Origin of the sequence: Microbacterium sp. 18062, assembly GCF_902706225.1 — a bacterium.
In the GTDB taxonomy this organism is placed as follows: Bacteria; Actinomycetota; Actinomycetes; order Actinomycetales; family Microbacteriaceae; genus Microbacterium.
Genome location: NZ_CACSKB010000033.1, coordinates 22,614 through 47,204, shown reverse-complemented (window position 1 = coordinate 47,204; position 24,591 = coordinate 22,614). Strand labels below are relative to the sequence as shown.

Annotated in this window: 22 protein-coding genes; 8 read left to right on the top strand and 14 right to left on the bottom strand. The window is 72.3% G+C overall.

Annotated features, from left to right (window positions below; translation table 11 throughout):
* Positions 1–167: 167 nt before the first annotated feature.
* From GVL03_RS12845 to GVL03_RS12835, 3 genes are all read right to left on the bottom strand, one after another.
* A complete protein-coding gene (locus GVL03_RS12845) occupies positions 168–1,541 on the bottom strand; it encodes an amidohydrolase (RefSeq protein ID WP_159501399.1) in 1,374 nt (457 codons plus the stop codon).
* Between the two features lie 72 nt (positions 1,542–1,613).
* Positions 1,614–2,675: an ABC transporter substrate-binding protein gene (locus GVL03_RS12840; protein WP_159501398.1), complete on the bottom strand. Its 1,062-nt coding sequence runs from the start codon at positions 2,673–2,675 to the stop codon at positions 1,614–1,616.
* Between the two features lie 153 nt (positions 2,676–2,828).
* Positions 2,829–3,443 carry a helix-turn-helix domain-containing protein gene (locus GVL03_RS12835; protein ID WP_159501397.1) on the bottom strand — a complete coding sequence of 205 codons (615 nt, stop codon included), beginning with the start codon at positions 3,441–3,443 and terminating at the stop codon, positions 2,829–2,831.
* Between the two features lie 182 nt (positions 3,444–3,625).
* On the opposite strand from GVL03_RS12835, the gene GVL03_RS12830 reads away from it, so the two are divergent.
* A complete protein-coding gene (locus GVL03_RS12830) occupies positions 3,626–4,675 on the top strand; it encodes an isopenicillin N synthase family oxygenase (protein ID WP_159501396.1) in 1,050 nt (349 codons plus the stop codon).
* Positions 4,672–5,505 (top strand): alpha/beta fold hydrolase, encoded by an 834-nt coding sequence (locus tag GVL03_RS12825; protein WP_200847171.1) that lies wholly within the window; start codon positions 4,672–4,674, stop codon positions 5,503–5,505. Before GVL03_RS12830 ends, GVL03_RS12825 begins: the two co-directional genes overlap by 4 nt.
* Positions 5,506–5,641: 136 nt before the next feature.
* Here the strand turns inward: GVL03_RS12825 and GVL03_RS12820 are convergent, their stop codons facing one another.
* From GVL03_RS12820 to GVL03_RS12810, 3 genes are all read right to left on the bottom strand, one after another.
* Positions 5,642–8,413 carry a molybdopterin cofactor-binding domain-containing protein gene (locus tag GVL03_RS12820; protein WP_159501395.1) on the bottom strand — a complete coding sequence of 924 codons (2,772 nt, stop codon included), beginning with the start codon at positions 8,411–8,413 and terminating at the stop codon, positions 5,642–5,644.
* The gene (locus tag GVL03_RS12815) at positions 8,410–9,249 is read right to left on the bottom strand and encodes an FAD binding domain-containing protein (protein ID WP_159501394.1); all 840 of its coding nucleotides are present in this window, start codon (positions 9,247–9,249) and stop codon (positions 8,410–8,412) included. The genes GVL03_RS12820 and GVL03_RS12815 overlap by 4 nt, the downstream gene beginning before the upstream one ends.
* A 235-nt stretch (positions 9,250–9,484) precedes the next feature.
* Positions 9,485–10,549, bottom strand: coding sequence for an XdhC family protein (locus GVL03_RS12810; protein ID WP_159501393.1), 1,065 nt, complete (start codon positions 10,547–10,549; stop codon positions 9,485–9,487).
* 50 nt (positions 10,550–10,599) lie between these two features.
* Between GVL03_RS12810 and GVL03_RS12805 the strand changes: the two genes are divergently transcribed.
* Positions 10,600–11,172, top strand: a complete 573-nt coding sequence (locus tag GVL03_RS12805; protein ID WP_159501392.1) for an NTP transferase domain-containing protein — start codon at positions 10,600–10,602, stop codon at positions 11,170–11,172.
* A gap of 62 nt (positions 11,173–11,234) precedes the next feature.
* Positions 11,235–12,311: a hypothetical protein gene (locus tag GVL03_RS12800; protein ID WP_159501391.1), complete on the top strand. Its 1,077-nt coding sequence runs from the start codon at positions 11,235–11,237 to the stop codon at positions 12,309–12,311.
* Positions 12,312–12,527: 216 nt separating this feature from the next.
* Here GVL03_RS12800 and GVL03_RS12795 read toward each other — a convergent pair whose 3' ends face one another.
* From GVL03_RS12795 to aztB, 5 genes are all read right to left on the bottom strand, one after another.
* Entirely contained in the window at positions 12,528–13,439 is a 912-nt protein-coding gene (locus tag GVL03_RS12795) for a 2-hydroxyacid dehydrogenase (protein ID WP_159501390.1), read from the bottom strand.
* A 102-nt stretch (positions 13,440–13,541) separates the two neighbouring features.
* Positions 13,542–14,750 (bottom strand): zinc metallochaperone AztD, encoded by a 1,209-nt coding sequence (gene aztD / locus GVL03_RS12790; RefSeq protein WP_235038153.1) that lies wholly within the window; start codon positions 14,748–14,750, stop codon positions 13,542–13,544.
* 32 nt (positions 14,751–14,782) lie between these two features.
* Entirely contained in the window at positions 14,783–15,697 is a 915-nt protein-coding gene (gene aztC / locus GVL03_RS12785) for a zinc ABC transporter substrate-binding protein AztC (RefSeq protein ID WP_159501389.1), read from the bottom strand.
* Between the two features lie 2 nt (positions 15,698–15,699).
* Complete coding sequence (locus tag GVL03_RS12780; RefSeq protein ID WP_235038152.1) at positions 15,700–16,920, bottom strand: ABC transporter; 1,221 nt, start codon at positions 16,918–16,920, stop codon at positions 15,700–15,702.
* Between the two features lie 29 nt (positions 16,921–16,949).
* A complete protein-coding gene (aztB, locus tag GVL03_RS12775) occupies positions 16,950–17,858 on the bottom strand; it encodes a zinc ABC transporter permease AztB (protein WP_306770336.1) in 909 nt (302 codons plus the stop codon).
* A gap of 56 nt (positions 17,859–17,914) precedes the next feature.
* On the opposite strand from aztB, the gene aztA reads away from it, so the two are divergent.
* Positions 17,915–18,571 carry a zinc ABC transporter ATP-binding protein AztA gene (aztA, locus tag GVL03_RS12770; RefSeq protein ID WP_159501387.1) on the top strand — a complete coding sequence of 219 codons (657 nt, stop codon included), beginning with the start codon at positions 17,915–17,917 and terminating at the stop codon, positions 18,569–18,571.
* Between the two features lie 130 nt (positions 18,572–18,701).
* Here the strand turns inward: aztA and purQ are convergent, their stop codons facing one another.
* Both purQ and purS read right to left on the bottom strand, forming a co-directional pair.
* Positions 18,702–19,406 (bottom strand): phosphoribosylformylglycinamidine synthase subunit PurQ, encoded by a 705-nt coding sequence (gene purQ, locus GVL03_RS12765; protein ID WP_159501386.1) that lies wholly within the window; start codon positions 19,404–19,406, stop codon positions 18,702–18,704.
* A complete protein-coding gene (purS, locus tag GVL03_RS12760) occupies positions 19,403–19,651 on the bottom strand; it encodes a phosphoribosylformylglycinamidine synthase subunit PurS (protein ID WP_159501385.1) in 249 nt (82 codons plus the stop codon). The genes purQ and purS overlap by 4 nt, the downstream gene beginning before the upstream one ends.
* 224 nt (positions 19,652–19,875) lie before the next feature.
* Between purS and GVL03_RS12755 the strand changes: the two genes are divergently transcribed.
* Together GVL03_RS12755 and GVL03_RS12750 are read left to right on the top strand one after the other, a co-directional pair.
* Positions 19,876–21,315: a GH1 family beta-glucosidase gene (locus GVL03_RS12755; protein WP_159501384.1), complete on the top strand. Its 1,440-nt coding sequence runs from the start codon at positions 19,876–19,878 to the stop codon at positions 21,313–21,315.
* Between the two features lie 157 nt (positions 21,316–21,472).
* Positions 21,473–22,468, top strand: coding sequence for a LacI family DNA-binding transcriptional regulator (locus tag GVL03_RS12750; RefSeq protein WP_159501383.1), 996 nt, complete (start codon positions 21,473–21,475; stop codon positions 22,466–22,468).
* Positions 22,469–22,628: 160 nt separating this feature from the next.
* Here the strand turns inward: GVL03_RS12750 and GVL03_RS12745 are convergent, their stop codons facing one another.
* Complete coding sequence (locus GVL03_RS12745; RefSeq protein ID WP_159501382.1) at positions 22,629–23,558, bottom strand: phosphoribosylaminoimidazolesuccinocarboxamide synthase; 930 nt, start codon at positions 23,556–23,558, stop codon at positions 22,629–22,631.
* Between the two features lie 82 nt (positions 23,559–23,640).
* Here GVL03_RS12745 and GVL03_RS12740 point away from each other — a divergent pair, with 82 nt between their 5' ends.
* Positions 23,641–24,468, top strand: a complete 828-nt coding sequence (locus GVL03_RS12740) for an MFS transporter (RefSeq protein WP_235038151.1) — start codon at positions 23,641–23,643, stop codon at positions 24,466–24,468.
* Positions 24,469–24,591 lie beyond the last annotated feature (123 nt).

Sequence of the window (24,591 nt, the reverse complement as noted above, 5' to 3'; positions counted from 1 at the left end):
GGCTGTCAGGGGCGGAGCGGCTGTCAGGGGCGGAGCGGGTGCTCGTCAGCGTCGGGGTGGTGCGTCCTCTGTGTTCGTTCGTCGCGAATGCAGGATGTACGGGTGGCGGACCCTGCATTCGCGACGAACGAACCGGGGGTGGGAGTCGGGGAGCATCGGGTACGGGGTCAGCGGTGGAACAGGCCTGTGAGGTCGTCCTGAGCGGCGATCCACTCCGCCCGCCGGGCGAACAGGCCCGGCACGAGCAGGCGGACCCGCTCGATCAGCTCGTCGAGGTCGGCGTGCACGAGCCGGCCGTCGCGCACGACGATCCGCCCGTCGACGACCGTCATGTCGACGTCGGAGCCGCGCACCGCGTGCACGAGGTTGTGGTGGACGTTGGCGTGCGCGCCGGCGGGCAGGAGCGGCGTCATCCGCGGGGTGCCGGTGCGGACCGCGACGAGGTCGGCCTTGCGCCCCGGGGCGATCGCCCCGAGCTCGGCGGCGCGGCCGATGGCGGCGGCGCCGCCGCGGGTCGCCATCCGCAGCACCTGCCACGAGTCCATCGCGGCCGCATCCATCGTGCGGAGCTTGCCGAGGAGGGACGCCACCTTCATCTCCTCGAACATGTCGAGGTTGTTGTTCTCCTTCTCGCCGTCGGTGCCGAGGCCGACCGCGACGCCCGCGGCGATCATCTCGGCGATCGGGGCCATGCCGCTGGCCAGCTTCATGTTCGAGACCGGGTTGTGCGACACGCCCACTCCGCGCGCGGCGATGAGGTCGATCTCGGCCTCGTCGAGCCACACCGCGTGCGCGATCATCGCGTGCGGCACGTCGAAGAAGCCGAGCTCCTCCAGCGCGAACATGGGGCGTGCGCCGTAGCGGTCCCGGAAGTCGGCGATCTCGAGCTCGGACTCGGAGCAGTGCGTGTAGATGCCGGTCCCGTAGTCGCGGGCCATGGCGATCGCGCGCCGCTGGCCGGCCGCATCCGCGTAGGACGGGTGCTCGAGACCCACCCACGGCATGATCCGGCCGTTCGCGGCCCCGGCCCAGTCGCGTAGCATCCGCTCGTTGTCGTCGAGGGTGTCGAAGTAGTCGAAGTCGGGGTGCTCGCCGACGTAGTTCACCGAGACGAGGCGGTTGCCGAGGGCGGATGCGGCGCGCGCGGCGCCGTCCATGAACCGCCACATGTCGACGACCGTGGTGGTGCCCGAGAGCAGCCCCTCGGCGTAGCAGAGCCAGGCGGCGGCCTCGGCCTCCTCGGGGCGCAGCACCCGGTGCATCGGGTCGATGTGGACGCGCAGCCACTCCCACACGGGCAGGTGCTCGGCGGTGCCGCGCAGCATCCCGGAGTGGTGATGGGCGTTGATGAGGCCCGGCATGAGCAGGCGGCCGGGCAGGTCGACGCGCTCGGCCCCGGGATGCGCGGTCTCGAGCTCGGCGCGCGGCCCGACGGCCTCGATCGTGCCGCCGCGCACGAGCACGGCGGTGTCCGTGAGGACGCTCTGCACGTCGTCCATCGTGACGACGATGTCGGGGGTGAACAGGGTGGTGGTGCTCATGCGGTGCCTTGTCTGGTGGTGCCTCGTCGTGCAGGGCGGGCCCGGGATGCATCCCGGGCCCGCCGGTGGGGCTCAGCGCTGGTAGTCGATCAGCTCGGGGCGCTCGTCGTAGACCTCGGCGAGCAGGCTCAGGTCGAAGAGGTCGGCGACGTCGAGGTCGTAGCCCGAGTCGGCGAGGCTTCCGATCGTCTGCTCCTGCAGTTCGGCCGAGATCGTGAACAGCCCGTTCGTGGCCGTCTCGTCCGAGACGACGAGCAGCTCCGCCTGCGCCGTGGCGCTCGCGATCGAGGTCTCGAGCGAGAGGCCGAGGTCGGCGCCGTACTCGTCGACCGCGAGGGTCGCGCCCACGGTCGGGTCGGCGACCGCATCGGCCCAGCCCTGGATCTCGGCGCGGAGGAAGTCCTTGAGCTTCTCGCGGTCGTTCGCGATCGTCTCGTCGGTCGCGGTGACGACGTGCCCGACGAAGGGCAGCCCGTTGTCGGCGAACAGCAGGTCGGTGACCTCGATCCCCTGCACCTCGAGGGTGACGGACTGGCTCGTGACGAACGCGATCAGTCCGTCGACCTCGCCGGTGGTCAGCGGCGCCGGGTCGTACTGCACCGGCACGATGTCCACCTCGGACGCATCGATGTCGTTGGCGGCGAGGAACGCCTCGAAGACCGGTCGGTTGGCGTCCTGCACGCCGATCCTCTTGCCGATCATCTCCTCGGGCGTCGTGATGTCGGCGCCGTCTGTGAGCGAGGCGATCGTGAACGGGTTCTTCTGGAACGTCGCGCCGATGACCTTCAGCGGCGCGCTCTCGTTCGCGACGGCCGCGCCGATCGAGAGGGCGTCGGTGAGGGCTATGTCGGCGGTGCCGCTGAGGAGCTCCGCGACGCCGCTCGACGGGCCGGCGATCAGGTTGACCGCGGAGAATCCCGCGTCGGCGTAGTAGCCCTCGTGCTGGGCGATGAACTCGCCCGACCACTCCTCGTTGAGGATCCAGCTGAGCTGCACGTCGAGCTCGCCGTGGGTGGCGTCGGTGGTCGTGGTCGGCTCGGTCGCCGCGGTGCCGGAGCAGGCGGTCAGGGCGAGTGCGCCGGCGACGAGCACGGCGGTGGCGCGGAAGCGGGCGAAGGATCGGGGCGAGCTCATGACGACTCTCTCTCGTGCGCCGGAGACGGCCGGTGCCGGTGCGCTCGGGACTGCGCTGAGAGTGATTGTAAGGAGTAATCATTGATTGCACATGGCAATCAGGTTTCGCGGGTGTTACCTGTTCGGCGCGGCGCGGCGCGTCCTGGCGTGGCGCTACGCGGCGAACGCGTAGGCGAGAAGGATGCGGACGGGCCCGTCGCCGCGCACCGACCAGCGGTTGCGCATCGCGCCGGGATGCGCGATCGCATCGCCGGGGCCGAGCGCCCAGACGCCCTGCCCCTCGATCTCGACGTCGATCTCCCCCTCGATCACGTAGACCGTCAGCTCGCCGTCGGACTGGAACCAGTCGCCCATGTACTGTCCGCGCTCGACGCGGTACTCCTGCACGGTCGCGAAGCGGGCGGTGCCCGAGGAGATCACCCGGGTGGTGGCGGCATCCGGCACATCGGAGATGGGCACCCAGGTGCCCTCGTCGTGTCGCGACACGTGTACGACCTCAGGCTCCGGCATCGTCGGCAGGAGGGCGGAGGGCGAGATCTCGAGCGCCTTGGCGAGTCGGTACAGAGTGACGAGCGAGGGCATCGTCTGCCCGCTCTCGATCTGGCTGAGGAACGGCTGGCTGATGTCGGAGGATGCGGCCAGTGCCCGCATCGACAGCTTCTTCGCGGAACGCGCCTCGCGGATGGCGCGGCCGAGCGAGACGCCGATCAGAGCGTCGCTCGGGGGCGCGGCGACGCCGGTCACTGTCGGGGATTCGGATGCGGGCACGCGCCCACAATATGCCCTGCTCGTCTGCCGGGATGCCCTCGCGCGCGTCGCGGCGGGCTGTTACACGTCCGTCATGTGATTGATAACTGCTATCAAAGATAGGTCTTTACGATCAGAGTGTGCCGACCATCCCGCCGGCACCCGCCTCGTGAGCGAGGCGCACCGAGATCGAAGGAACCGTCATGGTCAGTGGCTTCGAAGTGCCCACGGTCGACATCTCCGCCTACGTGCACGAAGGATCGCCCGGGGCGCGCAGACGCGTCGCCGAGCAGATCGACGACGCTTGCCGCACGGTCGGGTTCATCCAGATCGTCGGCCACGGAGTGCCGGCCGCCGTGACCACGGGGATCGCGAACGCGATCGACGGCTTCTTCGAGCAGCCGCTCGAGACGAAGAAGGAGTACATGCGGCCGAAGCGTGAGAACCGCGGCTACACGCCTCCGAAGACCGAGTCTCTCAGCTACACGATCGGCATCGACCCGATCACGCGCATGAACGACTTCTTCGAGGCGTACAACGTGGGGGTGACCCGCGCCGACTTCCCGGATGCGGAGCTGCCCGTCGAGGAGTACCCCGACAACACGTGGCCGGTCGAGCCCGCCGGCTTCCGACCGCAGGTCGAGGCGTACTTCGCCCAGGCGCGGCGAGTGGCGAGGACGCTCACCGACATCTTCGCCGACGCCCTGGGAGTCGGACGGGACTTCTTCGAGCCGTTCACCCGGCACTCGCTCGACGTGCTGCGGATGAACAACTATGCCCTGCCGCCGGGCTCGATCGAGCTGGGGGCGGAGATGACCGGGATGGGCGAGCACACCGACTTCGGCGTCGTCACCGTGCTGTGGGCCGATCAGGTCGCGGGTCTGCAGGTGCTCGGCCGCGACGGGCTCTGGCATGACGTGCAACCCGCCGACGACGCCTTCCTCGTCAACCTCGGCGACGTGATGGCCCGTGTCACGAACGACCAGTGGATGTCGACGCTGCACCGCGTGAAACCGCCGATCATCGACGGCACGATCGTGCGGCGGCGATCGGCGGCGTTCTTCGAGGACGGTGACCCGGCAGCGCTCGTGCAGCCGCTGGCGTCGTTCGTGCCCGAGGGGGACGAGCCCCTCTACGCCCCGGTGACCCTCAAGGAGCACATCACGGCGAAGCTCGAGGGGCTCAAGTCGCTGAAGAAGAACCTGAACGCGGAGCGCGAGGCCGCACGCGTGACGACCGCCGTCGGCGCGTGAGCGGGGGCGGCGACTCGGCCGGCGGCCGAGATTCGGGCGCGGGCCGCGCGGTGGCGGATGCGGCGTCGGACGCCGTGAGCCCGGCGGGTGCCGCCGCATCCCTCCCGGTGGTCGTGCTGCTGCACGGCGCATGGGCGTCGAACTGGGTGTGGGATCCGATCATGCCGGCTCTGCGGGGCCGTGGGTACGACGTGATCGCCGTGAGGCTGCCGGACGCGGCGGAACCCGAGAGCGCCTCCACCCTCGCCGAGAACGTGGCGCGGGTGGAGACGGCGATCGGCGGGCGGGCGGGCCGCATCCACCTCGTCGGACATTCGGGCGGCGGGATCGTGGCGACCGCCGCCGGCGAGGCGCTGAGCGAGCGGGTCGTGAGCGTGACGTACGTGGCGGGGATCATGCTGCCCTCGGGCGTCGCCTTCGACGACGTGCGCGCCGAGCTCGGGGATGCGCCGGGGATCATGGGGCTCGCGCCGTTCGTCGAGGAGGTGCGGGATGGCTCCGCCACGGTCGTGCCGGTCGATGCGGCGGTGGCGGTGCTCTTCCAGGCCGCGCCGCCGGCACTGGCGGTCGAGGCGGCGCGGCGCCTGCAGCCGCAGTGGAACGTGGGCCTCGACCTCGTGCCCACGTGGACCCCGGACCGCTGGGGCGCGCTGTCCCGCCTGTACGTCGAGGCATCCGAGGATCGCGACATCCCGCTCGCCCTGCAGCGGCACATGCAGGGGCGGACGCCGGGCGCCGAGGTCGTCACGCTGGACAGCGATCACGCGCCCCAGCTCTCCGCCCCCGAGGCCCTGGTCGCGGCGCTCTCGGCGTTCATCGACCGGCACTGACGCCGACGGGGCACGCCCGCGATGGCGCCTGCTTCCTGGTATGGCGCCGCGAATTACTGGCGCCCTCACAGGGAACACGCGCCATTCGGGCGCTCCGGGCGTCTCGCCCTGCCCGACCTGGCGTGTGTCGTCCTGGTCACTCCCGGGCGAGGCGCCAGACACGCTCGCGGGTGAACGGCTGCACGAACGGGCGGGTGCCGAGGGCCCGAGCGATGGCGTTGCCGATGGCCGGCGCCACCGGGTTGTACGGCGACTCGCTCATCGACTTCGCGCCGAACGGCCCCACATCGTCGCTCGTCTCGGCGAAGTACACCTCGGTCTCGGGGACGTCGGCGAACTGCGGCACCCGGTAGGTGCGGAACACCGCGTTCGCGACCTTGCCGGTCTCGTCGACCAGCACCTCCTCGTACAGGGCGCTGCCGATGCCCTGCGCCGCTCCCCCCTCGACCTGGCCGCGGCACTGCGCCGGGTTCATCACGAACCCCGCGTCGGCGGCCTGGATCGACTGCAGGATGCGGACGCCTCCGGTCGAGGGATCCACCGCGACCCGAGCGGCGTGCACGTTGAACGCGAGCGAGCGGATGTCGCCGAGCTCGCTGCCGTCGGCGATCAGCCCGTCGGTGCCTTCCCCGTCGGTGTCGCGCTCGGCGGCGGGGGCCGCGGCGACGATCTCGGCGAAGCCGATCCGGCCTGCCGGGGTGTCGACGCCGTCCGGGCCGACCACGGCGGATGCGGCATCCGTGCCGGTGAGCCCGGCGGCGAGCAGCCGCATCCGGTCGCGCAGCGCCAGGCACGCGGCGTGCAGCGCCTTGCCGGCGACCGTGATGCCCGCCGACGCGAACGCGCCGGTGTCGTGCTCGACGGCGTCGGTGTCGGCGTGCCAGAGCTCGAGCCGGTCGTGCGGGACGCCGAAGACGGATGCGGCGATCTGCCGGTGCACGGTCGTGGTGCCGTTGCCGAACTCCGCGGTGCCGACGCGCAGCCGGTAGGTGCCGTCGGGCCGCAGTACGACCGAGGTCCGCGCGACGTGGCCCCGGGGTGCCATCGTCGCGATCATCGACGCCGCCATCCCCTCCCCGACGAGCCAGCCGGCGGGGGCGTCGACGCCGTTGCCGCGGCGCAGCGCAGCCTGAGCGAGGTCGAGGCACTGATCGAGCCCGTAGCTGCCCCAGACGAGGTCCTCCTCGTACTTGTCGGCGTCCGGATGCAGCGGGTCGCCCTCGCGCACCATGTTGATGCGGCGCAGCTCGAACGGGTCGATGCCGAGGCGCTCGGCGAGCATGTCCATCGCGGACTCGACGCCGAGGATCACCTGCCCGAGCCCGTACCCGCGGAATGCGCCCGAGGGGATGTTGTTCGTGTACACGGCCTCGGCGTCGAGCCGCTTGACCGGTGAGCGATAGATCGTGGTCGACTCGGCGAGGGAGTGGAACATCACCCCGATCGCGTGGTTGCCGTAGGCACCCGTGTCGCTGAGGAGGTCCACGCCCATCGCGGTGAGCGTGCCGTCGGCGTTCGCGCCGAGGGTCACGTCCACCCGCATCGGATGCCGCACCGACGCGCGCTGGAACTGCTCCGTGCGCGAGAACTCGTAGGCCACCGGGCGTCCGGTGCGCAGCACCGCGAGGGCGACGAGGTCCTCGGTGAAGATCTCCTGCTTGCCGCCGAAGCCGCCGCCGACGCGCGGGGCGTACACGCGCACGCGGTCGCGCTCGAGTCCCAGCACGTGGCACAGCTCGTCACGGGTGAGGAACGGCACCTGCGTCGACGAGCGGATGACGAGCCGGCCGTCGTCGTCGAGGCGGCCGACCGCGCCGTGCGTCTCGAGCTGCGCGTGGCTGACGCGGGAGGTCTGCCAGGTGCCCGACACCGTGACGTCGCTCGCCGCGAGGGCGGCGTCCAGGTCGCCGTGCGTCTCGTGCAGTGCGGCGACGACGTTGCGCGACGCCTCGGCGACGCGGTCGGCGGGCGCGCGGTCCGGATGCAGCAGCGGCGCTCCGGGGCGGCGGGCGGCATCCGGATCGAGCACCGACGGAAGCACCTCATAGGTGACGCGGATGGCGCGGCACGCCGCATCCGCCGCCGCCGCGGTCTCGGCGACGACCGCCGCCACGCGCTGGCCGACGAAGCGCACGACGTCGTCGAGCACGCGGGTGTCGTCGGGGTCGTCCTCGCGGTGCTCGTGGCGGGCGGTGGAGAACCGGGTCGCGGGGACGTCGGCGTCGGCGTGCGTGAGCACCGTGACGACGCCGGCGATCGCCTCGGCCGCGCTCGTGTCGATCGCGGTGATGCGGGCGTGCGCGTGCGGCGATCCGAGCACCCGCAGCACGAGCGCGCCGGGCACGGCCTCGTCGAACGTGTACGGCTCGCGGCCCTGCACGACCCGCCGTCCCGCCGCCGGCCGCGCCGACGTGCCGACGCCCTGGTCCCGGGTCGCGCCCTCGTCCCCCGTCTCGCCCCCGGTCTCGCGGACGGGACCGAGGATCGACTCGCGGATGGCGGCACGGATCGGGCGGTAGCCGGTGCAGCGGCAGAGGTTGCCCTTCATGCGTCGGTCGAGGTCGTCGAGGTCGTGCTCGCAGAGGGTCGAGGCGGTCACGCTCATGCCGGGTGTGCAGAACCCGCACTGGAACCCGAAGTTGTCCACGATCGCCTGCTGCACCGGATGCAGCTCGTCGCCCGGGGCGAGACCGGCGGCGGTCGTGATCGCCGCGCCCTCGACGCGGACGGCGGGGATGACGCACGAGTGCACGGGCTCGCCGTCGAGCAGCACCGAGCAGGCGCCGCAGTCGCCGGCGTCGCAGCCCTTCTTGACCTCGGTGTGCCCGTGCTCGCGCAGCAGTGTGCGCAGGCACTGGCCGGCGGCGGGCTCGGCGTCGATCGGAGCGCCGTTGACCTCGAACCTCATGCGGTGCGCGCCTCCAGGTCCGCTCGGATGCGCTCCGCGAGCTCGACGCTCACCCCGCGGCGCCAGTCCGCGGCGCCGAGAGCGTCGCTGTAGTAGCCGTCGGCACCGGAGACGGATGCGGCGAGGGCGGCGGCATCCGGGATCGTGTCGAAGCGCAGCACGGCGGGCGCCGCGGTCGCGGCCGTGATCGCGAAGACGGCGGAGCCGTCGGCGTCGAGGCGCCCGGTCACGACGGCGCCGGAGCGGCCGAGCTCGGCGAGGGCGATCTTTCGCAGCAGCACGTGCGAGCGGAGGGTCCGCGCGGGGATCTCCACCGCGCGGAGCACCTCGCCCGGGAGCAGCGCATTGGTGCCGTTGCCGGTCGGGAGCTCGGCGACGGGGAGGCGGCGCTCGCCGCCGTCGGGCGTCCACACGACCGCGACGCCGTCGAGCGCGGTGGCGAGGGAGATCATCGCGCCCGCGGCGAACGAGCGGCAGAGGTTTCCGCCGACGGTGGCGGTGTTCCAGATCTTGAACGAGGCGAGCAGGGCGTTCGCCGCATCCGGGAACATCGCGACGGCCCGCCAGTCGGCGGGTGCCGCGGGCAGATGCGGGGCGCGCCCCTCGGCCCAGGCGACGAGGCGGGCGATCGTGCACGTCGCCCCGATGCGGAGGCCCTCGTCGGCGACCTCGAGGTCGGCCCAGCCCATCGTGGTGAGGTCGACGAACCCGGTGGTCTCGGGCTGCGGCTCGCTCATGAGCCACGTGCCGCCCGCGATCAGCACCTCGCCCGGTGCGAGGGCGAGGTCGGAGCGGATCCGCGCGGTGCGGAAGCTCGTGATGGTGGTGATGTCCACGGCTGCCTCGGATGTTGGTCACATGAACAGTTCGGTTCAGCGAGTCAAGCAGCGTCGGGTTTCACGGGTGTTTCACGCGTGTGAGCGGGCGCACTTCCGGCGGTCGGGTCTTCCGCACGGGCCGTTCCGGAGACCCGCCCGGGGTGGCGCCAGTTGCCTGTGGTGGCGCACGCGTTATCCGCCGCCATCGCAGGAGACAGGCGCCGCCGCGAGTCGCTCGCCCAAGATGCGGCCGCTATGTGCTGCAGGAGACGGATGCGGCGGCAGCTGAGACGGGCTCCGCTTCCGCGACCCGGCGGTGCAAAGGACCGGAGAGCTCCCGCAGAGGGCGTCCCGACCCGCCGTGGTGGGCGGCCACGATCTCGGCGAGCACGGCGAGAGCCGTCTCCTCGGGACTGGCACCGCCGAGGTCGAGACCCAGGGGCGAGTGCAGCCGGGCGAGGTCCGCATCCGTCATACCCTCGGCGCGCAGCAGCTCGGCGCGGCGCGCGACGGTCGACCGCGCCCCCAGCGCGCCGACGAACCCGATCGGCAGGCCGAGCGCGACGCGGATCGCGGGGATGTCGAGGCGCACGTCGTGCGTGAGGACGCAGACCGCGGTGCGGCTGTCGATCTCCTCGGGATCGAGGCGTGCGAGATAGTCGTGCGGTGTGTCCGCCACCAGGTCGTCCGCGGCCGGGAAGCGCTCGCGCGTGACCAGAAGCTCCCATACGTCGCACACCGAGACGGTGAATCCGGCGGCGGCGCCGACGCGGCAGAGCGCCGCCGCATGCTCACCGGCTCCGAGCAGGATCAGCCGCGGCGGGGGCGTCGCGGCCACGACCAGCAGGTCGTCGCCGTCGTATGCCCCGGCGAGTAGGCGGCTCTCCGTGGTGTCGGCCGGCACCTCGACGACGGCGCCCGTGCGCGGCCCGCTCCGGACGATCCCGATCGCTGATCGCCTCCCGTCCGCCGCGCGTTCCAGGGCGCGCACCGCGATGTCGTCGTCCGGGCGGACCACGCTGACGATCGCGTCGATCGACCCGCCGCAGGCGAGCCCGGCGGCGAAGGCCTGCTCGTCGCTGAACCCGAACCGGGCCGCCGTGCCGTCGCCCCGACCGAGCGCGGCGAGCGAGAGCGCCACGGCGTCCGCCTCGACGCACCCGCCGGAGATCGATCCGATCACCCGGGCGCTGCGCGTGACGGCCATCGCCGAGCCCACGCCGCGCGGTGCGCTCCGGGCGACGTGTGCCACCGTGACGGTCGCGACGGTCTCGCCGGTGCGCAGCAGCGGCAGCAGATCGTGGGCGAGCTCGAGCATCCAGCCACGCTAATCGGCGCATGTTACGAGCGCGCTACGCTGTCGTGATCATGAGCCCGAGTCCCTCCGAGCACACCCTCGCCGGACTCGTCCTCGCCGCCGGCGCCGGGTCGCGCTTCGGCGGTCCGAAGGGCCTCGCCCGCACGACGGAAGGAGAGCCCTGGGTCGCGCGGGCCGCGCAGATCCTGCGTGCCGGCGGGTGTCGCGAGGTGCTCGTCGCCGTCGGAGCGGCCGCCGACGAGGTGGCGGCGCTTCTGCCGCCGTGGGCGGACGCCGTGCGGGTCGACGACTGGACGGTCGGCGTCTCCGCGTCGCTGCGCGCAGGACTCGAGGCAGCTGAGCGCACGGCCGCCGACGCGCTCGTGGTCATCACCGTCGACACCCCCGCGATGCCCGTCGAGGCCGTCGCGCGCCTCGCCGACGGAGCCTCGCCGACCGCCCTCGTCCGGGCGGAGTACGCGGGCCGCCCGGGGCACCCCGTGCTGATCGGACGCACGCACTGGCCGGCGGTGTCCGCATCCGTGTCCGGGGATCGCGGCGCCCTCCCGTACCTGCGCGCCCATGGGGCGCTGACGGTGGAGTGCGGCGACCTGTGGTCGGGCGAGGACGTCGACGCCCGCTGAGGTCTCTGCCGGCCTCTGCGCTCACGGGTGCGAACTCCCGTCGGTGTGCGCACAATGGAGCCATGCCGGGTGCCATCGACGACGAACTGGCGGTGCTCCGCGCCCGCGCGTACGGGCCCGATGCCGACATCCAGTCCGATCCGTGGGCGCTCGCCCGCCTGCGCGAGCTGGAGGAGGCCCTGCGCCCCTCGGATCCGGACGGCGCGCAGACGTCCGGCGGCGCCGACGACCTCTTCGCGGAATGGTTCGGCGGGTTCGCGACGGTGAGCGATCCGCACGACGGCCGGCGGATGCGGCGGACCCGCGCGGATGCGGACGCCCTGCTTGCCCACGACGCGGAGCCGGTGCCGACGAGCGCGGGCGACCAGACCGCACAGGAGGGAGCTGCGCCCGGACGTTCCCGCACCTCGATCGGATGGCAGCTCGCGCAGGCGGTCGGCGTCGTGTCCGACGACCTCGCCGCGGAGCGCACGGCGGACGCGAGCGATCGACAGACGCAGTCCGCATCCGGGTCGCGCATCGCCTCCGCGCCCGGGTCGCCCGCCACTCCCGACGCGCCGGAGCCGTCTGACGCATCGGAGGCGTCCGCGACGGCTGCCTCACCCGGTTCCGCCGCCTCCGCGCCCGAGCCGGTGTCCGCACTGCCCGCCCCGGCGCTGAGCCGGCGGGCGCGCGTCGCGTGGGTGCTCAGCATCGTCGTCGCGATCGTCGTGGCTGCGGGGCTGACGGCCTGGACCTTTCCGTTCGGCGTGCGCGACGAGCACCATCACGACGCGCGATTGACGCTCCAGAGCGCGGAGATCGCCCCGAGCGTCGCGACGCGGTTCGGCGTCGCGACCGAGGACACGCGGTACTGGGGCGAGTATCTCGGGCTGCACATCTACGGGACGACCGAGTGCCTGTACGCGGTCTTCTCCGAAGAGAGCGCGTCGTACCTCGGGGGCGGCTGCGCCGGCTCCGGGCTCGCACCGCTGATGGACGTGTACATCCCGGGCGAGAGCGAGCGGGTCTCGTACACCAGCGACATGGAGTACCCGGAGGAGCTGATCCGTACGTTCCCGGAGGGCGGCATCATCCGCTTCGTCCTCCAGGACGACGATGTCGTCGTCGACGTGGGGGAGTTCCCGGGGCGCGGGTGACCGTGCCGTCGGCGGATGCCGGAGCGGGCTCAGCGGGACCCCGGTCGCTGCCCTTCGTCTCGAAGCTTCGCTCCTCGCTCAGGAACCGTGAGCGCAGCGAGACGAAGCGTGAGGACTTTCGCCTCAGCTTCTCAGGGCCCCTGCGGGACCCTCTGTGGGGTGTGAAAGTCCGGTCGCTGAGCGAGCGCGGCGAGACGAAGCGTGAGGACTTTCGGGTCAGGTGCGCAGCACCACGTTCTCCGGCTCCTCGCCGCGCACGAGATGCCCGATCTGGCGCCGGACGAGTCGCGCGATCCGCGGCCGCATGGCGCTGGTCGCCCCGCCCACGTGCGGCGAGACGAGCACACCGGGCAGGGTCCAGAGCGGATGCCCGTCGGGCAGTGGCTCCGGATCGGTCACGTCGAGGGCGGCGCGGATGCGGCCGCGGCGCACGTGCGCGACGAGGGCATCGGTGTCGATGAGCGGGCCGCGTCCGACGTTCACGACGAGAGCACCGTCGGGAAGGGCGGCGAGCTCCGCGTCGCCGATCACGTTGCGGGTCGCATCGGAGCCCGGGAGTGCGAGGAAGAGGATCTCGGTGTCGGCGAGCACGGCGTGCAGGTCCTCGATGGCGGCGACGGGCACGCCGTTCTCGACACGGGCCCGCGACGCGACGGCGCGCAGCTCGACTTCGAACGGGGCGAGCCGGGCCGCGATCGCCTTGCCGACACCGCCGTAGCCGAGCACCGTGACGCGGCGATCTGCGAGGCTGTCGGCGAAGACCCGGGTCCAGGTGTGCTCGCGGGCGAACTCGTCGAGGTGCCGCTGCACCGTGAGGGCGAGAGCGACGGCGAGCTCGGCGGTGGAGGTCTCGTGCACGGTCGCCGCGTTGGCGAACGCGACGCCAACAGGCAGGAGCTCCTCGACGCCCTCGTATCCGATGGACTGGCTCTGCACGAGGCGGGTGCGCACGCCCTCGAGGCGTCGCACGACGTCGTGCGCGCTCATGTAGGGCGGAACGACCAGGTCGATGTCGTCGCGCGGGGCGGGCCCGTCCATCGCCCACACGATCACCTCCGTCCCCTCCGGCAGCGGCTCGATGTCGGCGGCGAGCTCGGGGGCGGGGACGGAGACGACGAGGGTGGTCACCCTTCCGAGGCTATCCCCGTTGCGCGTCCGTGCGGTCCCGCGCGCGCCGTGCCCCGGCAGGCTGCCGGGGCACGGCGCGAGGGCGGACCGTCGTCCGAGGGATCAGCCGACAGCGACGGCGACCTCGTTCGGCGCGACGTCGAGCGTCGTGGTCGCCAGCACCTCGCCGGTGGTGAGATCCACCGCGTGCACCGCGTCGACGGCGGGCTCGGTCACGTACGCGACGTCGCCCGCGACGACGATCGCCGGATGCGGATCCTGCCACTGCACGGGACCGTCCCACGCCGCGATGACCGGGTACTCCGCCGTGATCTCGCCCGTCGCCGGGTCGAGGACGTGGATGGAGCCGTCCGAGGCGAGCACGTACGCCAGGTCGCCCGGACCGCGTGCGATGTCGCGGAACGTGTACTCGACGCCTTCCGGCAGCGCCACGACCTCGAGGGTCTTCGCGGCGGTGTCGATCAGGGCGACCTGCGAGAGCAGGTAGCCCTCGGCATCCGGGTCGTTCTTGTAGTCGCCGACGACCAGCGGGCTGGTCTCGCTGACGTAGGCGTTGCCCATCCGGCCATACGGCTGGTCGGGGGCGGCGAGCTTCGTGATCTCGCCGTCCTGGTAGAGCAGCGCGCCGTCCTCGCAGCCGAAGACGACGGCCTCGCCCTTCGCCGTGCCCTCGCCGTGCACGCCGGGGCAGTCCGCGCTCGTGGCGACCACGGAGCCGGATGCATCGGTGACCGAGATGCCGGTGCGGCCGTCCGCGTTCCCGACGGTCGTGAGGAACGTGTCGTCCTCGAGCACCACCGATACGCCGTGGTGCGCCTCGACGCCGGGGATCGTCTCGGTCTCGGGCAGCGCATCGCCCGCACTCGCGAGGTCGGCGGTCTCGAAGATCGTGGTGTCGCTCGTGCCGTCGGCGTACAGCACGGTCTTGCCGCCGTGCCGCACGACGTGGCCGGCGATGTCGGCCTCGAAGACGAGGTCGGTGAGCTCCGGCGTGCCGCCGGATGCGGCACCGGTGTCGAGCACCTGGAAGCCCTCGCTCGTCGTGACGAGCACGTGGGTTCCGTCTCCCGCGGCGTTCAGGCGCGTGAACTCCTCCGAGTCGACGTCGGCGAGCGTCTCCAGCGTGGTTCCGTCGAGCACGAGGATGCCGCCCTCGTAGCTCACCGCGAGTCGTGGACCCGCCTCGGCTCCGGATGCGGCGGGCTCCGTCGTCGGTGCGGCTCCCGACCCGGGGGAACAGGCGGCGAGCCCCGCAGCGGTCATCAGTGCGAGGCCGACGAGGCCCGCGCGGCGCATGTGTCTCTCGTGCATCTGCATCCTTCTTCTTTCCTCGTGGTGCGGACTCAGGGTGCGAGCCCGGTGGCGATGCGCTCGGTGTTGACACGCATCATGGTCAGGTAGTCCTCGGCGCCCCCGCCGGGCGGGGTGAGCGACTCGGTGAACAGCTCCACGACCTCGACGTGCACGTTCGCCTCCTCCGCGAGGACGCGCATCAGCCGGTCGGGGGACGAGGACTCGGCGAACACGGCCGCGACCCCGGCGTCCTCGAGCGCCGCGACGAGCCCGACCAGGTCGGACGCGCTCGGCGCCGCGAGCGTCGTGCCTCCCGGGATGACGGTCCCCACGATGCGGAACCCGAAGCGCTCGGCGAGGTACCCGAAGACGTGGTGGTTGGTCACGAGCGCGCGCCGTTCCGCGGGGATCGCGGCGAAGGCCGCCGTCATCTCGGCGTCGAGCCCGTCGAGCCGGTCGCGGTAGGCGGCGGTCCGCTCCGAGATCGCCTTCGCGTCCGCCCCGTCGATCTCGAGGAGATACGGCTCGATCGCGTCGACGACGGCGGCCATGCGGGCGGGGTCCGTCCAGAAGTGCGGGTCCGGTGTGCCGGCCGCATCCCTTTCCGCGTAGTCGAGCACATCGACGGCATCGCCCGCGACGAAGGCGGGCACACCGGATGCGGCCGCCGCATCGAGGTGCTGCTGCAGCCCCTCTTCGAGTCCGAGGCCGTTGGAGACGACGAGATCGGCCGAACGCAGCCGCGCGGCCTCCTGCGCCGAGATCTCGAACGAGTGCGGATCCGCGTTCGGCTTCATCAGCGTCATCACCTCCACGTCGGGGCCGACGAGCTCGCCGACGACGTCGCCGAGGACGTTCGTCGAGACGACGACGAGGGGACGGTCGTCGGATGCGGCCGAGCAGCCGGCGAGGACTCCGAGCGCGAGCACGGCGGACGCGAGGGCGGCGCTGAGGCGCGTTCTCATGGTCATCGTCCCGTCAGAGCGAGGTGGGCCGGCTCGCCATCCGTCTCGAAGACACGCGCGATGCGGGCCGCGTCGGCATAGTCGATCTCGTACAGTGCCTTCTCGGCGGGGGCGTTGAGGTAGGCGCGTTGGTCGTCGGCGATGAGCGACACGGTCGCGAGTCCGGCTGCGGCCAGGGTCTCGGGCAGGAGCGGGTCGGTCGCGGCGAGCAGCGCGCCGCTCGCGCCGTCGATGACGAGCACGCGGCCGTCCTCGGCGAGGCCCAGCAGGTGCTCGTGCGCGTCGTCGACCGCCGAGACCTGCCGCAGCGGCGCGGGCGCGTCGAGCACGGTCCAGGCGCGTTCGCGGGTGTCGAGCAGCAGGATGCGCCCGCTCTCGTCGAGCCCGGCGACGGTGGGGCGTCCCTCGCGGTTCGCGAACGACGAGACGGGGCCCGCCCCCTCGGGCAGCGGGATCCGCTCGACCTCGACCGTGCCGTCGACGACGGTGGCGAGCAGGGCGCCGTCGTGGCAGCCGATCACCGCGCCGACGCGCGTGGTGATCGTGCCCCGCGGGGCGAGGCACTCCGCGGCGATGCCGGGCGTCGCCGCGCCGGTCGCCGTGTGCACCGAGACCGTGCCATCGGCACCCGTCACGAGCGCGAACGATCCGACCGGCACGACCAGGCCGTCGTGCGGTTCGACCTCGAGGCGGAACCGCTCGACGATCTCGCCCTTCGACAGCGCCGCCGTGTCGAGCAGGACGGCGACGCCGGCGCCGGCGAAGAACACGCCGGTGCCGCCTGTCGTGGACGAGTTCGTCGTCGCGACCGTGGCGGGTCCGCTGCCGTCGACCGTGCCGAGGATGCGCGGCTCGGCGCGGTAGTAGTGGAAGTGGTCGACGTGATCCCACGTCCACATCCCGCTGTCGACGATCGTGAGCCCCTCAGCGGTCTCGGCGAACAGGTACCGTCCGTCGCCGGTCGCGGCGTCCGCCGGCTCGATCGTTCCGATCTCGGTGACCGTCTCGTCGAGAAGGTCGAGCTGCAGGATGCCGCCGTCGCCGCCGATCGTCGTGAGGTGCAGCTGCGGCTCGCTCAGCTCGGCCGCGCCCGCGATGCCGCCGTGATCCGCGTCGTCGGCGGAGGATGAGGACGCGGATGGCGCAGCGGGTGTGCCGCAGGCCGCGAAAGCGAGCAGCACGGTACCGAGCGCAAAAGGGGACAGGAGGGGGCGGGCGTGCACGTGATCCTCTCGGAACCCGGGGGAGCGGGTCATGACGGTGTCGGCTGGGGCGGGGCCCGGTGCCCGGGCAGGGGATCGTGCGCGGCCCGGTGCTCGCGTTCGGCGTCGGCGCGGCGCGTGCGCGTCCGGCTGAGAGCGGTGCGCAGCAGCCACGAGATCGCGGCGGCGGCGACGGCGGTGGCCGCGATCGAGGCGCCCGCGGCCGTGCCGGCGTGCCACGACAGGGCAAGTCCCCCGGCGACCGCGGCGGCGCCGACCGTCGCGGCCAGTGCCATGGTGGTCGGGATGCGGTGGGTCCAGTGCCGAGCGGCGACCGCGGGCGCGAGCAGCAGCCCGACCACGAGCAGCGATCCGACCGCCCGGTACGACGCGACGACGGCGAGGGTCACAAGGCCGACGAGCACGCTGTTCGCGAGGGCCGGGCGCAGGCCCAGCACGTGGGCGACACGGGCGTCGAAGGCGGCGGCGACGAGGGAGCGGTGCCCGAGCGTCGCGACGACGGCGCCGAGCGCTGCGGCCCCGGTGAGCAGCAGCAGGTCGGCCGCGGTGATCGCCAGGATGTCGCCGAAGAGGATCGCCGTCGCGTCCGTCGCGAAGCTGCCCGAGTGCGAGATGACCATCACGCCGAGCGCCAGCATCCCGACGAAGAGCATGCCGATGCTCGTGTCGTACGAGAGACGACCGTGACGCCGCAGCACGCCGACGCCGATGCTCATCGCCACCGCGCTCACCGCGGCGCCCGCGAGCACCGGCAGGCCGAGCACGGTCGCGAGGGCGACACCCGGCAGCGTCCCGTGGGCGAGGGCCTCGCCGAGGAACGCCATGCCGCGGATCACGACCCAGGTGCCGACGACCCCGCACAGCACGGCGACGAGCGAGCCGCCGAGCAGGGCGCGCTGCATGAAGTCGAGCGCAAGGGGTGTGAGGGGAGCGGGCACGGGAGACGACGATAACGATAATGAGAATGATTATCAAATTGAGTAGACTGACGCGCATGATCGACGTCTCCGCACGGACGGATGCCGCAGCACTCGACGACGTGTCGGTGCGGATCGACGGCGCGACGGTGCTGCATCCGCTCGATCTGGCGATTCAGCGGGGAGGGCTCACCGTGATCACGGGCCCGAACGGCGCGGGCAAGACGACGCTGCTCGAGACCGTTGCCGGAGTGCGCAAGCCGGCGACCGGCGTGGTGCGGCGTCTCGGCTTCGTCGCGTTCGTGCCCCAGCGTGCGGCGATCCCGAGTGCGCTTCCGCTGACCGTGCGCGAGGTCGTCGAGATGGGCGTGTGGGGCAGCGTCGGCGGATGGCGGCTGCTGGGCCGTGCTGGTCGGGTCGCAGTCGCGACGGCGGCCGAGGCGCTCGGGATCGAACGTCTGATGCGCAGGCCCTTCGCCGAGCTCTCCGGCGGGCAGCGTCAGCGCGCCCTGCTTGCGCAGGCGCTCGCACGGCGCGCCGATCTGCTGCTGCTCGACGAGCCCACGACGGGCCTTGACGACGACAGCGCACGCCGCATCCAGGACGCGATGGATGCGGAGACCGCCCGCGGTGCCGCGGTGCTGTGTGTCAGCCACGACCGCGGCCTCTGCGCGCGCGCGAGCCGCGTCATCCGCCTCGCCGACGGCCGGCTGACGCGACCCTCCGCCCGGTAGGCAGGCTCCCTGTCGCGCAGCGGGACGACGCGGTGGGGGACTTCGTCTCGGAGCTGTGCTCCTCGTTCAGGAACCGCGAGCGGCGACTTGCGAGTCAGTGATTCCCCGCCCGGCTCGAGGCGCCGGCGGCTCAGGCGGCGGCGACCGCGGCGGCGATGGCGGAGCGGAAGAAGCCCACGCCATCGACACCCGAGCGCATCGCGACCGAGGTGTCGGGGCCGAAGCCGGGCTCGACCGCGTGCTCCGGATGCGGCATGAGCCCCACGACGTTGCCGCGCTCGTTCGTGAGCCCGGCGATGTCGTCGAGCGAGCCGTTCGGGTTCACGCCGAGGTAGCGGAAGGCGACGAGCCCCTCGCCCTCGACGCGCGCGAGCGTCTCGGCGTCGGCGATGTAGCCGCCGTCCGCGTTCTTGAGCGGGATGACGATCTCCTGGCCCTCGCTGAAGTCGCTCGTCCAGGCGGTGTCGGCGTTCTCGACGCGCAGGCGCTGGTCGCGGCGGATGAACTGCTGGTGGGCGTTGCGGATGAGGCCGCCGGGCAGCAGGTGCGCCTCGACGAGCATCTGGAATCCGTTGCAGATGCCGAGGACGGGCATGCCTGCCGAGGCCGCGTCCTTGACCTCGGCCATGATCGGCGCGAGCGCCGCGATGGCGCCGGCGCGCAGGTAGTCGCCGTAGCTGAAGCCGCCGGGGAGCACGAGGGCGTCGACGCCCTCGAGGTCGTGCGAGCCGTGCCAGAGGGCGACCGGCTCGCCCCCGGCGATGCGGATCGCGCGCTGGGCGTCGCGGTCGTCGAGCGAGCCCGGAAAGGTGATGACCCCGATGCGGGCGGTCACTCGACCACCTCGATGCCCACGACGTCCTCGATCACGGAGTTCGAGAGCACCTCGTCGGCGATCTCGCGCACGGTGGCCAGCACGGCCTCGTCGACCTCGCCGTCGACCGTGAGCTCGAACCGCTTGCCGATGCGCACGCCGGTCACGGCGTCGGCGCCGAGGCGGGCGAGTGCGCCCGAGACGGCCTTCCCCTGCGGGTCGAGCAGTTCGGCCTTGGGCATGACGTCGACGACGATCGTGGGCATGAGAGGCTCCGTGGGTGCGCGGTCCGGGTGGCGTCCCCCAGTCTAGTCGCCGCGCCCGGCGCCCCCGGCCGTCCAGCCCCCCGCGAGAAACCACACGCGCGTCCGGACATCACGCTATGCGTGGTGTGTCGCGGCGGAAGTGGTTTCTCGCGAGGGACGCTGGGCCGCGGACTCCTTGACAGGCCTGAGAGCGCTCCCATACACTCCAGCGAAAGGACGACGACATGCCCTCCACGCCCCGCACGTTCCCCCAGGATTTCCTCTTCGGCGCTGCCACCGCCGCATACCAGATCGAGGGCGCCGCCCACGAGGACGGCCGTCGCGACTCCATCTGGGACGCCTTCAGCCGGGTGTCCGGCGCCGTCGTAGGCGGCGACAACGGCGACGTCGCCTGCGATCACTACCACCGCTACCGCGACGACGTCGCGCTGATGGGCGAGCTCGGCCTGCAGACCTACCGCTTCTCGACGTCCTGGGCCCGGGTGCGGCCCGACGGCGGCCCTGTCAACCCGAAGGGGATCGACTTCTACGAGCGGCTCGTCGACGAGCTGCTCGAGGCCGACGTCCTCCCCTGGCTGACGCTGTACCACTGGGACCTCCCGCAGGCGCTCCAGGAGAAGGGCGGATGGACGAACCGCGACACGGCCGACCTCTTCACCGAGTACGCGCTCGACATGCACGACGCGCTCGGCGACCGGGTAGGCGTGTGGACGACGCTGAACGAGCCGTGGTGCTCTTCGTTCCTGAGCTACACCGCGGGCCTGCACGCGCCCGGCCACTACTCGCCGGCCGAGGGTGTGCTCGCCGCGCACCACCTGCTGCTCGGCCACGGGCAGGCCGTTCAGGCGCTGCGCGGGCGCGACGCCGACCTGAACCTCGGCATCACGCTGAACCTCACGGTCGCCGATCCGGTCGATCCCGACGACCCGGCCGACGCCGACGCCGCGCGTCGCATCGACGGTCAGTTCAACCGGTGGTTCCTCGACCCGATCTTCCGCGCCGAGTACCCGGCCGACATCCTCTCCGACTTCACCGCCCACGTCCCGGATGCGGCAGCCGCCCTCGAGCGCGCCATCCGCCCCGGCGATCTCGACGCGATCTCGACGCGCATCGACACGCTCGGTGTGAACTACTACCACGGCGAATACGTCGGGGGGACGATCCCGGCGGCACCTCCGACGAGCGGTGACGCGCCCACCGACCGGCGGGGCGAGTCGGCCTTTCCGGTGTCGCACGACATCCATTGGCACGACCGCGGGATGCCCCGCACGTCGATGCACTGGGAGGTCGACGCCCCGACCCTCACCCGGCTCCTCCGTCGGGTCGCCGACGACTACTCGGATGCCGCCGGCACGCGCCTGTTCGTCACCGAGAACGGTGCGGCGTACGACGACGTCGCCGTGGTCGAGGACGGCGTCGCCCGCGTGCACGATAGCGCGCGCGTGCACTTCCTGCGCGCGCATCTCGTGGCGATCCTCGACGCGATCGAGTCGGGCGTCGACGTCGGCGGCTACTTCTACTGGTCGTTCCTCGACAACTACGAGTGGGCGTGGGGCTACGAGAAGCGGTTCGGCATCGTCCGGGTCGACTACGACACCCAGGAGCGCACGCTCAAGGACAGCGCCCGCGAGTACAGTCGGATCATCCGCGCTCGGGAGATCTAGGGCGATCGAGACTGTGCGGGAACGGTGACGAGGTGAGCGCAACTCCTTCGGAAGAGGACCCGCCGGGCCGTTCCGCGTCGTACCCGGGCGACGCGGAGGAGTCGCGCACGGATCGCGCCGCACCAGAGTCGGGGCGACGGGGCGGGAGAGGAACGCCATGGCGGCATCGGTGACGATCGAAGAGGTCGCGCGCGTCGCGGGGGTATCCCGGTCCACGGTCTCGCGCGTCGTGAACGCGTCGACGGCCGTCAGCCCGGAGGCGCTCGATGCGGTGCGCCGGGCCATCGACACGCTCGGCTACGTGCCCAACCGCGCGGCGCGCGCGCTGGCGAGCAGCCGCACGCTGGCGGTCGCGGTGATCGTCCCCGAGGACGTGCATCGGTTCTTCGGCGACCCGTTCTTCGCGTCGATCGTCTCCGGCATCAACGCCACGATCGCCGCATCCGACTACGTCCTCACGCTCGCGATCGCCAGCAACGACCCCGACGACAAGATGCTGGGGTATGTCCGCAGCGGATCGATCGACGGCGCGATCATCGTGTCGCACCACACGAGCGACACGTTCGTCGAGCGCATCGCCGCATCCGTCCCGGTCGTCTACGGCGGTCGCCCGCCGTCGCCGGGCGAGGGCACGTATTTCGTCGACGTCGACAACACGCGGGGCGCGCGCGTGGCCGTCGAGTACCTGATCGGTCGGGGACACCGTGCGATCGCGACCATCACGGGTCCCCTCACGATGACCGCCGGCGTCGACCGTCTCGAGGGATACCGCCAGGCGCTCACCGCCGCGGGACTGCAGCCCGGCATGGCCGCCGATGGCGACTTCACCGCCGAGGGCGGCGCGGCCGCGATGCGCAGCATCCTGGACCGAGGGACTCCCGACGCGGTGTTCGCGGCGAGCGACCTCATGGCCCGCGGGGCCCTCGCGGTGCTGCAGAGCGCGGGGCTGCGGGTGCCCGACGACGTCGCGGTGATGGGGTACGACGACTCGTCGGTCGCCACGAGCGTCGCGCCGATGCTGACGACGATGCGCCAGCCCTCGTACGAGCACGGCAGCCGGATGGCGCGGGTGCTGCTCGACCTGCTCGACGGCGCAGAGCCGCCGCACGCGACGATCATGCCGACCGAGCTGGTCGTGCGCGAGTCCGCCTGACATCGTCCGGGCCGCGTCACCGGCCCGGGGCGTGGGCGGGTGACGCAGCGAGCGCTGCATCGACCGGGCCGCGAGACTGCATGTGCGCGCCGAGACCGAGGGGCAACCCCGCTGTCTCGGCGCTCCGCTGCAGTCTCGCGGTTCGGCGGAATGCAGCGGGTCAGGAGGTGAGGCGCTCGAGCAGCTCGGCGTAGCGGGCCGTGGTGCGCTCGACGACGTCGGCGGGCAGCTCCGGCGGGGTGCCCTCGCGCGGCACCCAGGCTGCCGCGAGCCAGTCGCGCACGATCTGCTTGTCGAAGCTCGCCATCCGCGCCTCGGGCGTCGCGCCCTCGGCCCAGGCCGCGGCATCCCAGTACCGCGACGAGTCGGGGGTGAGCACCTCGTCGGCGAGGGTCATGACGCCCTCCGCGTCGAGGCCGAACTCGAACTTCGTGTCGGCGAGGATGAGCCCCCGCGCCTCGGCCGTCGCCGCGGCGCGGGCGTAGATCTCGAGCGACAGGTCGCGCAGCTCGGACGCTCGCTCGGCTCCGACGAGCTCGACGGTCTGCGCGAACGAGATGTTCTCGTCGTGCTCGCCGAGCGGTGCCTTGTAGGCCGGCGTGAAGATCGGCTCGGGCAGCCGGTCGCCGTTGCCGAGCCCGTCGGCGAGACGGATGCCGCACACGGTCCCGCTCTCGCGGTACTCCGCCCAGCCGGAACCGGTGAGGTAGCCGCGCACCACGCACTCCACGGGCTGCATGTCGAGGCCCCGGACGACCATGGCGCGTCCGGCGACCGCATCCGGTATCAGCGAGTGCGCGTCGTCGTCGGCGCCCAGCACGTGGTCGGCGGCGAGATGGTTCGGGATGCGGCGCCCCCCGTCGCCGCCGGCGAGCCGGTCGAACCACCACAGGCTCAGGGCCGTGAGCAGCGCGCCCTTGCCGGGGACGCCCGGGGCGAGCACATGGTCGAAGGCGCTCACCCGATCGCTCGCGACCACGAGCATGCGCCCGGCGGTGGCGCCCTCCGGCAGGTCGGCGGGGAGGTACAGGTCGCGCACCTTGCCGGAATAGGCGTGGCGCCAGCCGGGAAGGCTCAAGGGGTCGGTCACCCGGCCATTATCGCGGAGGCGCGCACTCCTTCCGCGGCTCGGCTATATAGTCCATATGGATTAGTTCGGATGGAGCAGCTCTGTGGCGCTGTTCCTCATCGTGTTCGGGCTGCAGGAGGGCGAGCACTACGACTGGGGCGTCATCTGGGGACCGGTCACGGTGTGGATGCTGATCTCCGCCGGTGCGGCGGTGCTCGCGGTGTTCGTCTGGCAGCAGTTCCGCACGAGGAGTGGGGCGCTCGTGCCGATGGCGCTGTTCCGTGACCGGAACTTCGCGATCTCGACGGTCGGATTCACCGTGACGGCGATGACCCTGCCGCTCATGTTCTTCGTACAGCTCGCCCGGGGTCTCACCCCGACCGAGTCGGCGCTGTTGCTGGTGCCGATGGCCGTCGCGGCCGGAATCCTGTCGCCGCTCGCCGGTCGCGTGCTCGACCGCACCGATCCCCGGTTCCTGATGGTGCCGGGCATGCTCGCGGTGGTGGCCTCGCTCGGCTGGTACGGGCTGCTCATGAACCTCGGCACCCCGATCCTGATGTTCCTGCTGCCGTCGGCGCTCATGGGCATCGGACAGGCCGGGATGTGGGGGCCTCTCGCGGCCACGGCGACTCGCGACCTCGACCCGCGGCAGGCGGGCGCCAGGGCGGGCATCTACAGCACGACCCGCACCATCGGGTCGGTGCTGGGCTCGGCCGCGATCGCGGCCTTCATGCAGGGCCGGCTCGCGGCGAACCTGCCCGGCGTGGCCGGCGGAGCGTCCGAGTTCAGCGGCGGAACCCTGCCGGCGATGGTCGCGGGACCGTTCGCGACCGCGATGTCGCAGGCGATCCTGCTGCCGGCCGGCGTGCTGCTCGCTGGTGTGGTCGCCGTGCTCTTCCTGCGGCGGAGCGGCTTCCGCGCATCGCGCTGAGCGCACTTTGCGAAGCTCGCCGTCGAGCGCGTGGGTGCGGCCGGGGCCGTGGATCGACCGGAAGCCCCCGCCCGTCGACCCCTGAGCGAGGCCATCCCCACTCATCGGTCCCTGAGCGAGGAG

Bases quoted from the DNA above. Each gene is read 5' to 3' on its own strand.
- GVL03_RS12845 (WP_159501399.1), bottom strand. From the start codon at position 1,541: ATGAGCACCACCACCCTGTTCACCCCCGACATCGTCGTCACGATGGAC.
- GVL03_RS12840 (WP_159501398.1), bottom strand. From the start codon at position 2,675: ATGAGCTCGCCCCGATCCTTCGCCCGCTTCCGCGCCACCGCCGTGCTC.
- GVL03_RS12830 (WP_159501396.1), top strand. From the start codon at position 3,626: ATGGTCAGTGGCTTCGAAGTGCCCACGGTCGACATCTCCGCCTACGTG.
- GVL03_RS12820 (WP_159501395.1), bottom strand. From the start codon at position 8,413: ATGAGGTTCGAGGTCAACGGCGCTCCGATCGACGCCGAGCCCGCCGCC.
- GVL03_RS12810 (WP_159501393.1), bottom strand. From the start codon at position 10,549: ATGCTCGAGCTCGCCCACGATCTGCTGCCGCTGCTGCGCACCGGCGAG.
- GVL03_RS12805 (WP_159501392.1), top strand. From the start codon at position 10,600: ATGAGCCCGAGTCCCTCCGAGCACACCCTCGCCGGACTCGTCCTCGCC.
- GVL03_RS12800 (WP_159501391.1), top strand. From the start codon at position 11,235: ATGCCGGGTGCCATCGACGACGAACTGGCGGTGCTCCGCGCCCGCGCG.
- aztD (WP_235038153.1), bottom strand. From the start codon at position 14,750: ATGCACGAGAGACACATGCGCCGCGCGGGCCTCGTCGGCCTCGCACTG.
- aztC (WP_159501389.1), bottom strand. From the start codon at position 15,697: ATGAGAACGCGCCTCAGCGCCGCCCTCGCGTCCGCCGTGCTCGCGCTC.
- aztA (WP_159501387.1), top strand. From the start codon at position 17,915: ATGATCGACGTCTCCGCACGGACGGATGCCGCAGCACTCGACGACGTG.
- purS (WP_159501385.1), bottom strand. From the start codon at position 19,651: ATGCCCACGATCGTCGTCGACGTCATGCCCAAGGCCGAACTGCTCGAC.
- GVL03_RS12755 (WP_159501384.1), top strand. From the start codon at position 19,876: ATGCCCTCCACGCCCCGCACGTTCCCCCAGGATTTCCTCTTCGGCGCT.
- GVL03_RS12750 (WP_159501383.1), top strand. From the start codon at position 21,473: ATGGCGGCATCGGTGACGATCGAAGAGGTCGCGCGCGTCGCGGGGGTA.